The 10,285-nt window shown below is 41.6% G+C and carries 8 protein-coding genes; 6 read left to right on the top strand and 2 right to left on the bottom strand.

Annotated elements, in window-relative coordinates; genetic code table 11:
- Positions 1-227: 227 nt before the first annotated feature.
- On the bottom strand, positions 228-2,357 hold the full coding sequence (fadJ, locus tag QZ562_RS16750) for a fatty acid oxidation complex subunit alpha FadJ (protein WP_293762665.1): 2,130 nt from the start codon (positions 2,355-2,357) through the stop codon (positions 228-230).
- Between the two features lie 106 nt (positions 2,358-2,463).
- Positions 2,464-3,774, bottom strand: coding sequence for an acetyl-CoA C-acyltransferase FadI (gene fadI / locus QZ562_RS16745; RefSeq protein ID WP_293762663.1), 1,311 nt, complete (start codon positions 3,772-3,774; stop codon positions 2,464-2,466).
- A gap of 422 nt (positions 3,775-4,196) precedes the next feature.
- Here fadI and QZ562_RS16740 point away from each other — a divergent pair, with 422 nt between their 5' ends.
- From QZ562_RS16740 to QZ562_RS16715, 6 genes are all read left to right on the top strand, one after another.
- Complete coding sequence (locus QZ562_RS16740; protein ID WP_293762661.1) at positions 4,197-5,153, top strand: MoxR family ATPase; 957 nt, start codon at positions 4,197-4,199, stop codon at positions 5,151-5,153.
- 24 nt (positions 5,154-5,177) lie between these two features.
- Positions 5,178-6,137, top strand: coding sequence for a DUF58 domain-containing protein (locus QZ562_RS16735; protein ID WP_293762659.1), 960 nt, complete (start codon positions 5,178-5,180; stop codon positions 6,135-6,137).
- Positions 6,134-6,637, top strand: coding sequence for a DUF4381 domain-containing protein (locus tag QZ562_RS16730; protein ID WP_293762657.1), 504 nt, complete (start codon positions 6,134-6,136; stop codon positions 6,635-6,637). The genes QZ562_RS16735 and QZ562_RS16730 overlap by 4 nt, the downstream gene beginning before the upstream one ends.
- On the top strand, positions 6,630-7,628 hold the full coding sequence (locus tag QZ562_RS16725) for a VWA domain-containing protein (RefSeq protein WP_293762655.1): 999 nt from the start codon (positions 6,630-6,632) through the stop codon (positions 7,626-7,628). Before QZ562_RS16730 ends, QZ562_RS16725 begins: the two co-directional genes overlap by 8 nt.
- A complete protein-coding gene (locus tag QZ562_RS16720) occupies positions 7,625-9,478 on the top strand; it encodes a VWA domain-containing protein (protein ID WP_293762653.1) in 1,854 nt (617 codons plus the stop codon). Before QZ562_RS16725 ends, QZ562_RS16720 begins: the two co-directional genes overlap by 4 nt.
- 8 nt (positions 9,479-9,486) lie before the next feature.
- The coding region (locus QZ562_RS16715) for a BatD family protein (RefSeq protein ID WP_293762651.1) at positions 9,487-10,285 on the top strand (799 nt) is incomplete at its 3' end.

Here is a 10,285-nt window from a genome sequence, read left to right as displayed (position 1 = left end):
CGTTGGCAGCGTAAGATGTGTATAAAATACAGATCTAAAAGACAATGACATTTTATACATTCCCGCACGGAGTCATTCAATTTAAAATTATATGATTAGCCAAAAAAATTATAACAACAGCTTTCTTCTGTATCTTACCCTACCAAATAAAAACACATAAAAAAGCCCAACTTTAGTACATGAAAGTTGGGCTTGGTATAACTGGCATGGTGCTTACATTAACTTTATTAGTAGAAAGAGCGTCCTTCCTCGAGCATCTTTTTCAAGCTATCTGCTGGCGTAAACTTATCTCCAAGTAACCCTTGGTAATGCTCTAACCTAGCGACTACATGCGCAATGCCTAGGGTATGCATATAACGGAAAGGCCCGCCCAAGAAAGGTGGAAAACCGATACCAAATATAGCACCTATATCGCCATCACGAGCATTGCGCACCACACCTTCATCTAAACACATAGCGGCTTCATTCAACATCAACAATACACAACGTTCAGCTATTTTTTCATGACTCATTTTGCTTACTGGCGTAATACCTAATAATGTATATATCGACGTGTCTACTTCTTTGCCAGGTTTCTTACCGGAGTAATCATAAAATCCACGTTGGTTTTTCTTACCTTTTCGATCATCCGCCAAAATTTTGTCGAATCCAGGATTAGATGCAAAACGGTCGCCAAACTGAGCCTGTAAGATAGGACCAATCTTAGTACCTACATCAATGCCTACCTCATCTAACAATTTAACCGGCCCTACTGGAAAACCAAACTTCACCAAAGATTTATCGATGTGCTCAATAGGCTCTCCACTGAGGAGCACTTCTGCAGCCTCGTTCATATAAGGCGCTAAAATGCGGTTTACATAAAAACCGGCACCGTCTTTCACAACGATCGGGGTTTTACCTTGCTTCTTGGCCAATTCAACAGTCGTTGAAATAGTTTGGTCAGACGTTTTGTCGTGAGCAATCACCTCAGCTAGAGGCATTTTATCCACTGGAGAGAAATAGTGCAGACCTATCACTTGTTCGGGTCTTTTGGCTTTCGCTGCAATTTGTGTAATTGGGATTGAAGATGTGTTTGAGGCGAAAATAGTATGCTCGGCACAGTTTGCTTCAATCTCTGCCACCATATTTTGTTTCAACGTTAAGTCTTCAAATACCGCTTCAATCACTACATCAGCATCACTAAAACCAGCGTAGTCAACAGAGCCTGTTAATAACGCCATTTGTTTTTGCATATCTGATTTATGCATAAAGCCGCGTTTTACTTTTTTATTCAGAATATCAAAGCTGTACTTAATGGCGTTGGCAATACCTTCAGAACGAATATCCTTAATACGTGCTGGTAATCCCGCTTTGGTCGCGGTGACGAACGCAATACCGCCGCCCATCAGTCCACCACCTAATACCCCCACTTTTTTTAAGGATGCTGGTTTTACACCTTCAACACCGGTTTCTTTTTTCATGTCGGTAGTAGCAAAAAACAAGCTTCTAAGGGCAGCAGATTCAGGACTCATGACCAAGTTGCCAAAATGTTTGGCTTCAACGTCTAAGCCCTTTTTAAAACCTTTACTCAATCCCGTTTCGATACAATCGATGATGAGCTCAGGTGAAGGGTAATTTCCTTGTGTTTTGCTAGCGGTTTGTTTGCGCGCTTGCTTAAACATCAGATTTCGACCCACTGAGGTATTCTCTAAAAATTTACCCATTAGATCTAGTTTAGGACCATTACGTTTAGGTTTAGGCTTTTTCGCCATTGCAATAGCCACGTCTAGCAGGATAGATTGGGGAACCATATCATCAACAATGCCGTATTTTTTAGCTTGTTTGGCTCGCACTGAAGCACCCGTCAGCATCATTTTCATGGCTTGTTGCACACTGATCAGCTTGGGTAAACGCTGAGTGCCACCACTGCCAGGCAAGAGCCCAAGCTGTACTTCAGGCAAACCCAATTGCGTTTTTGCATCGTCGCTACAGACCCGATAATGACAGGCCAATGCTAGTTCTAAACCGCCACCTAGAGCAGGGCCATGAATAGCAGCAACAAATGTCACAGGCATATCTTCGATACGTTGAAACATATTTTGACCGCCTTTAGCGATGGTCGTTGCGTCTTCTGCAGTTTCACAGGCAGCTAACATACTGATATCGGCACCCGCAACAAAGGAGTTGTCTTTACCGCTGATGACCACTACACCCTTGATGCTACTGTTTGCATTAATTTGCTGCAGCACAGACTCTATTTGTTCGGCGAACTCCACTTTTAGGGTATTCATACTTTCGCCGGGCACATCCATCGTTAAAATGGCGACGCCGTCTTCACGCACATCGAGAGTAAAGGCACTTTTTATTTCACTTTTCATTGCACTTTTCATTGCACTTTTTAAATCTGTTGCTTGATTATCTGTTGTCATATTTTCCACAGTTTCCAAACTTTCCTCACTTTCCAAACTTTTCACATTCTTCTCCTTAATCCGTTTCAACTATCATAGCTGCAGCTAAACCACCTGCGGCACAAGCCGTAAGCAAACCAGCACCACCGCCTCGGCGATTCAATTCATTTAACATCTGCGTAATCATACGCGTGCCAGTGGCGGCAAATGGATGTCCGTAGGCTAGAGAGCTGCCCATGACATTAAATTTATTCATATCAATTTCACCCGTCGCTTTACTTCGGCCTAGCTTTTCTTGAGCAAACTTATCACTAGCGAACATTTTTATGTTGGCTAAGGTTTGTGCTGCGAATGCCTCATGCATTTCAATCAATGTAAGGTCATTAAGTGTCATGCCAGCTCTATCTAGTGCCATAGGTGTGGCATAAGAAGGTCCCATTAACATGTCTTGACGCACATCGATGGCTGCCCAAGCGTAACTTTTAATATATCCCAGCGGGGTATAGCCTAATTCTTTGGCACGACTTTCAGTCATCATCAGTATCGCAGAGCCACCATCGGTAAGAGGTGTCGCATTGGCCGCGGTTACTGTGCCGTACTTTTTATCAAACACGGGGCGGAGTTTGGCATAACCTTCAATCTTGGAATCAAAACGAATATTATTATCTTTTTCTAATGCACCTTTAAAAGGTTCTGCATAAGCGGTCATGACTTCATTGGCTAACTTACCCTCATTCCAGCTTTTTGCAGCCAGAGTATGCGAGCGATGAGCCAAGGCATCTTGATCTTGACGACTAATATTATGGGACTTAGCCATCTGTTCGGCTGTTTGCCCCATAGATAAACCTGTGGAGTATTCGGCTACTGCAGGCGGTACAGGCATTAAGTCTTTAAGGCCTAATTTCTTGAGCACTTGCCATTTTTGCCCAACAGTTTTAGTTTTTGTTAAATCTGTTAAGGCTCTGGCTAATTTTTTGGAAACACCTATCGGCGAGACAGATGTTGAATCAGCCCCCCCTGCCACACCAACACTAATATTACCGGCCATCATTGACTCAGCGATATTCACGGTAGATTGAAAACTGGTAGCGCAGGCTCTGGATACACTATAGGCATCGGTGTGAACATTCATGCCAGTACCTAATACTATCTCACGGGCAATATTGGGTGCTTCAGGCATTTGCACAACTTGGCCGAAGACCAATTGTTCAATAATCATAGGGTCGACGTTATTACGTACTAACATTTCGTTAACCACCATTTTGCCTAAATCAACAGCTGGCACGCCATGAAAGTAAGTGGCCATTTTGGCAAACGGCGTTCTAAGGCCGGCAACAATAGCGATCCTATCGCCTTCTCTCGTTTTGACTATTTGCTTAGCTGTCATTTTATGCCCTTGTGAATATTCAAACCCAGTGGTCTGACCTGTAAAGTGGTGTAGATTGTACCTAGTTACGATTATGAGTTCAAGGTACCCCTAAATTCTTGATTTTATTCATATGAAGATTTCATGTTTTTAATCTTAAAATCACGCACATCCAAGTGTAGATAGTATTTTTAAATCCCCCAAATGAAGGTCATATATTTTAAGAGATTAGTCTCTCATAATTGTCAACAACATTAATTTATTCAAAATTAAGGTTTTAAAGCCTTGTAACATTGTTTTTCTTAAGGGGAACCTTATATCGGTTAATATAGTATGAATGTTGGCTTTAAATTTATATTTCTCAGTCAACCCGTCCAAACATTGATTCGACTTAATTTGAAAAGTTCTGAATATTAGTAAATTAGAAGGAAGTAGTTAACACTATGGCAGCCGCACAATTCAAACAGTTACAAACATATTTAGACAGCCAAGTCGTGGGTCAACAAACTCTTACACAAAATATTTTAGTCGCATTACTAGCAGATGGGCACTTGTTAGTAGAAGGTCCTCCGGGTTTAGCAAAAACCCGTGCCGTCAATGCACTTGCAAATGGCTTGGAAGGCGATTTCCATCGTGTGCAGTTTACACCTGATTTACTTCCAGCCGATCTGACCGGGACAGATATCTATCGTCCAGAGAATGGAAGTTTTGTATTTCAAAAAGGCCCCCTTTTTCACAATTTAGTATTGGCAGATGAAATCAATCGAGCTCCTGCCAAGGTACAATCTGCATTGCTTGAAGCTATGGCAGAACGACAAATCACTGTGGGTAACACTACTTATCCACTTCCTGAACTATTTTTAGTGATGGCTACACAAAACCCTATTGAACAAGAAGGTACGTATCCGTTACCTGAAGCCCAGCTCGACCGTTTTTTGATGCATTTAGAAATAGATTACCCAGGAGCTGAAACTGAATTAGAAATATTGCGCTTAACTCGCAATGAAGCGATGCATGCAGAGGTCGTTAGCCCTCCTAGCTTGAGCCAATCAGATATATTACATGCTCGACAAGACGTATTGAAAATTCACTTAGATGAGGCCTTAGAACAATACATCGTTCAGTTGATTATTGCCACACGCCAACCAGAGCGCTATGACGCTAACCTAGCGAATTGGATAGAATTTGGAGCTAGTCCTCGCGCCACTATCGCATTAGACAAATGTGCTCGTGCACATGCATGGCTAATGGGCAGAGATTTTGTTGGGCCTGACAATATTCAAGCTGTATTTCATAACGTGTTACGCCATAGGTTGTTACTCAGTTATGAAGCAGAAGCGGAAGGGGTCAACAGTAATCAAGTGTTGGACAAAATTATGCAGCTAGTACCTGTTCCTTAGACTAAGAAGGTAAAAGGAAGCTGAATGCAAGACATCATAAGGTGGTTATCTAAATACCAAAGCGACGGTGTGAACCTTGGGATAAAAGAACTTATCTACTACCAAGGCAAAACAGCATTATTAAATTTGTCTCCACGCAAAACGGTTCAAGCCAAACTTGCAGGGGCGTATTTGGCCAAAACCAAAGGCCGTGGTATGGAGTTTGACGAAGCCCGCCATTATCAAGCAGGTGACGATATTCGAGCCATAGATTGGCGCGTCACCGCTCGTACCGGTAAAACACATACCAAGCTTTACCGTGAAGAAAAAGAGCGGCCTGTCTTCGTACTCACTGACTTATCTTCAAGTATGCAGTTTGGTACACAGTTCTTATTCAAGTCAGTGCAAGCTGCACACCTAAGTGCCCTTATCGCATGGTCTGCTAGAAAGCGCGGTGACCGTATTGGTGGATTAGTATTTAATCAGCATCAACATCTCGAATGTAAACCTTTTACTCGCCAAAAAGCGGTGTTGTCACTAGTAAATAGTATGATAAAAATGCAACAGGGTTCACAAATTTCAAGGCAAGGCCAAGAACAAATCTCACTTGCTAATGCATGCGCAAGAATACGTAGGCTTGCTCACCCGGGAAGTTTGGTGTTTATATTGAGCGACTTTAGTCAGTTAGACGAACTGGCGGTACAACATATTGCGCAGCTAAGTAAACATTGCGAAGTGATCGCACACCCTATCAGCGATCCTTTTGAACATCAGTTGCCAAAAGTTAATTTTAGTCAAAGAGTGACGTTGAGTGATGGACTCAACAGACAGCAGATAGTGTTAGGTCAAAAAGACACCGAGGTGCAATACAACAACCAGCATCAGGCCCATTTTGATAAAATAGAAAACACGCTTAAACAATGTAAGGCACAGGTTTTTCCTATTGATGCTGGCCAACCCCTAGAATTGCAGTTAGCACGTTTCTCGGGGAGTAAAAACAAATGAATCCACTACAAAACTTAAAAGATATTCGTATACCTGCAGTTATAGAAAACTGGCCACTAGCTTATGGGTGGTGGTTACTTTTAAGCTTCATTATTTTAGGCATCTGCCTACTTGCTTTATGGCTAGTTAAATTTCGAAAGGTAAGGACAGCTAAACGCCTAGCTTTAAGAGCGCTGCAACAAATAGATGCTTCAAGTTTAAATAGTGTGTCACAACTGAATCAATTATTAAAACGTGTGACCATGACGTATTTTCCTAATCATAACGTGCAAGAAATGTACGGAGAAAAGTGGACAGAGTTTTTAGCAAATGCACTTCCCAGCAGTAAATCTAAAAACTTTTCTGAATCGTTTGAGTTAATGCAAAATGAACTCTACCAAGTACACGCTGCAGAAAATATTTTATATGCAAGGTACTCAAAGTCTGTTGAAACGTGGATTAGGTCTGCCCTGCCCCCTAACAAAAATGTTGTTATCCAATTGGAGCAAAATAATGCTTGAATTTATGTGGATGTGGGCATTCTTTCTATTACCTTTGCCTCTATTGGCGTTATTGCTACCTAGCAAAAAACAAGGTCAAGAAGCAGCATTACGGGTGCCTAGTTTAACAGCTGGCATCGAAGCAAAAAGTCAGCGTAAAGGTGCAAAAAAACTGAGTGTGTTATTGGCATCATTAGCATGGATTGCCCTTGTATTGGCCACAGCTAGGCCACAGTGGTTAGGTGAATCTGTTAGTATTCCAGCCGAAGGACGAGACTTAATGATAGCAGTCGATTTATCTGGCAGTATGAAAATCGATGATATGCAGGTTAATGGTCGTCAGGTAGACAGGCTCAAAATGATTAAGTTTGTACTGAGTGATTTTATTAAACGCCGAGTGGGCGACAGATTAGGTTTGATTTTGTTTGCTGATACCGCGTATTTGCAAGCTCCCCTAACCTACGATAGGAAAACAGTAGAACAGCTATTAAATGAATCGTTAATAGGTTTGGTTGGTGAGCAAACTGCTATTGGTGATGCAATTGGACTGGCAATTAAACGCTTTGAAACCCGTAAAGAGTCGAATAAAGTATTAGTTTTACTGACAGATGGTCAAAATACAGCAGGAAATATTACCCCAGAACAAGCGAATGAATTAGCTATCAACAATGGTGTGACTGTTTACACGATAGGTGTGGGTGCTGACAAAATGTTGGTTCAAAGTTTCTTTGGTAATAGGCAAGTAAATCCTTCACAGGACTTAGACGAAGGTATGTTAACCGACATCGCAACGTCAACTGGAGGTCGATATTTTAGAGCCAGGGATGCAGAATCTCTCAAACAAATTTATGCCACACTCGACAAACTTGAACCTATTGCCCGAGAAAGTAAACAAATGCGGCCTTTACAAGCCTTATACTTTTATCCTTTGAGCTTCGCTTTGTTAATTACCATTTTGATGGGGTTATTTCCTCTGTTTAAACAGTTTTTTTTAAAGGAGGCAACAAAATGATCGAGTCTTTTTCTGCCTTAAATGAATTTCATTTTATTCGAGCACATTGGTTATGGGCGATAATTCCACTGTTGATAATTGTTGTACTGATCCGCTATGTACACAAACAACAGTCAGGATGGCAATCAGTACTTGCAAGTCACTTATATCAACATTTGATCACAACAGCAGGCATCAAAAAAGTTCGCCCTCCTCTAGTTTTACTAGGGTTTTGCTGGATCCTGGCCACTATTGCGCTAGCAGGACCAACCTGGGAAAGATTACCGCAACCGGTTTATCAGTTAAATACCGGTAAAGTGGTGCTAATTGACATGTCGTTATCTATGCGATCTACTGATGTTAAGCCTGACAGGCTAACTCGTGCCAAATACAAAGCCATTGATTTAGTTAATGCGATTACCGAAGGAGAGACTGGGCTAGTAGCATATGCTGGCGACGCATTCACTATTAGCCCATTGAGTTCGGATGCACAAAATCTTACTACGCTGATCCCCAGCCTGACGCCTGAAATAATGCCGATAGCCGGCAGTGATCCTGCGTTAGGTTTGCAAGCCGCTATCGAGTTACTCAGTAATGCTGGGTATCAACAAGGTGAAATTTTTTGGATCACTGACGGTGTTAGTAATCAACAAATGAAGGAGATAAGTGAAATATTCAATGATTCAATGTTTCGCTTATCTGTACTCGGTGTAGGTACCGAAGCAGGTGCTCCCATTCAGTTGGTTAATGGAGAATTGTTAAAAGACAGCCGTGGGGCAATTGTTGTTCCAAAACTCACGGTTAATAACTTAAAGTCTCTGAGTCGCAATGGTGGCGGACGATATGCTTCTATGCAATCTGACGATAGCGATATTAATTACTTAATTGAACAAACGCTGATTGAACAAAATCCAAATGAGAATGTTGAGTCTGAGCCAGAAAGCTTTGGAGATAAGTGGCAAGAAATGGGACCTTACTTATTGCTACTTATCCTACCCTTTGCAGCATATAGCTTTAGACGCGGTCTTGTAACCCTAGTATTCATTGGCATATTACTGCCAGCCTATTCCCCAGAGGTCCATGCAGATTGGTGGCAGGGTATGTGGAAAACGCCTGATCAACAGGCCATGCAAGCTTATGATAAAAACGAGTATGAGCAAGCAGCCAACACTTTTGATGATGATTTATGGCAAGGTACGGCTCACTATAAAAATGAAGATTATCAAGCGGCTTTAGAGTCTTTTGCTCAAGTTGAGCCTACCGATAAAAGTTATATCGACGCCACTTACAATGCAGGCAATGCTTTGGCACATCTGGGTGAGACAGACCAAGCGATTGCCGCTTATAACAAAGTATTAGCGCAACTACCGGAACATGAAGAAGCCTTGGCCAACAAAACCTTGCTTGAAAAGCTCAAAGAACAACAAGAACAACAGCAACAAGACCAGTCTGGCGAACAATCTGAAGAAAAAGAAAATGATGAACAAGATGGTCAAAAAAGTGATCAAGAACAAGAGGGCGAACAATCTCAAGATCCCAAACAAGGAGATAACTCAGAACAAAGTGAGTCAGAATCACAAGACTCTGAACAGCAAACCCAAGCAGAACAAGAGCAGCAAGAGGCAGAGCAACAAAAAGCCGACCAAGCTGAGGCCGAAAAACAAAAATCAAAACAAGAACAACAGTCTCAAGCTTTGCAACAAGTTGAAGAAGAGTTGACCGATGAACAACGAGAGCAAATGCAACGTATGCAGAATTTGCTCAATCGAATTCCAGACGATCCTGCATTTTTATTAAAACGTAAAATGCTCATTGAGTCTCAACGTCGAAAAACAGAAAGATTACCAACAAATATACAGGGGAATTGGTAGCAGTGAGTATGTCTAAAATGACCAAATCAATAGTTTACTTAGGTTTTTTAATCCTAACAAGTATGGCTCACGCTCAGTCAATTGAAGTCACCGCATCTGTCGATAAAAATCCGGTGAGGGTGGATGAGTCATTTATTCTGTCGGTAGTAGCCAATGGTGAGGTAGATAGAGGCGCATTTGATTCCTCATTTTTGATGAAAGAATTTGTTGTCGGTCGAACATCAATAAGCTCTCAAACAAAAATGATTAACTTTGACACCACCAGAACCACCACATGGTCGACAATCCTGATCCCCAGAATAAAAGGTCGTTTCACTATTCCCGCCTTCAATATTGACGGTTCCATTACAAAGCCAATAGAAGTATTAGTCATACCTGCCACAACGAGCTCTGCATCCAACAGCCGCGATATTTTCATCACTACCAATGTTGATGTGGAAGAGGCATATCTCCAACAACAAGTTCATTACACAGTTAAATTGCATTTAGGTAAAGACTTGCAAAGAGGCAGCCTTTCTAGTCCTACATTAGAAAATGCAGACATCAGGCAGGTAGGCAAAGATAAAGAATATGATGAGATTATTGAGGGTCGACGGTACCGTATTATTGAGCGGTCATTCGCTATTATTCCTCAGCAAAGTGGTGCATTCACCATCGCAGGCCCTTTGTTTGAAGGTGAAGTAATTGATAATTCAAAGCAAAGTTTTGGTTTTTTTAACCGCAGTAAAACAGTAAATAGAGTTGGACCGAGTCAAAGCATTACTATTCTACCAATCCAAAGTAATTACGAATACAATTTGCCTGTAT

It is taken from the genome of uncultured Paraglaciecola sp. (genome assembly GCF_913058035.1).
Lineage (GTDB): Bacteria > Pseudomonadota > Gammaproteobacteria > Enterobacterales > Alteromonadaceae > Paraglaciecola.
This window is presented reverse-complemented; position numbering and strand designations above follow the sequence as displayed.

Excerpts from the sequence above, each read along its gene's own strand:
- QZ562_RS16730 (WP_293762657.1), top strand. The coding sequence starts at position 6,134 with ATGAATCCACTACAAAACTTAAAAGATATTCGTATACCTGCAGTTATA.
- QZ562_RS16720 (WP_293762653.1), top strand. The coding sequence starts at position 7,625 with ATGATCGAGTCTTTTTCTGCCTTAAATGAATTTCATTTTATTCGAGCA.
- QZ562_RS16725 (WP_293762655.1), top strand. The coding sequence starts at position 6,630 with ATGCTTGAATTTATGTGGATGTGGGCATTCTTTCTATTACCTTTGCCT.
- fadI (WP_293762663.1), bottom strand. The coding sequence starts at position 3,774 with ATGACAGCTAAGCAAATAGTCAAAACGAGAGAAGGCGATAGGATCGCT.
- QZ562_RS16735 (WP_293762659.1), top strand. The coding sequence starts at position 5,178 with ATGCAAGACATCATAAGGTGGTTATCTAAATACCAAAGCGACGGTGTG.
- QZ562_RS16740 (WP_293762661.1), top strand. The coding sequence starts at position 4,197 with ATGGCAGCCGCACAATTCAAACAGTTACAAACATATTTAGACAGCCAA.
- fadJ (WP_293762665.1), bottom strand. The coding sequence starts at position 2,357 with ATGAAAAGTGAAATAAAAAGTGCCTTTACTCTCGATGTGCGTGAAGAC.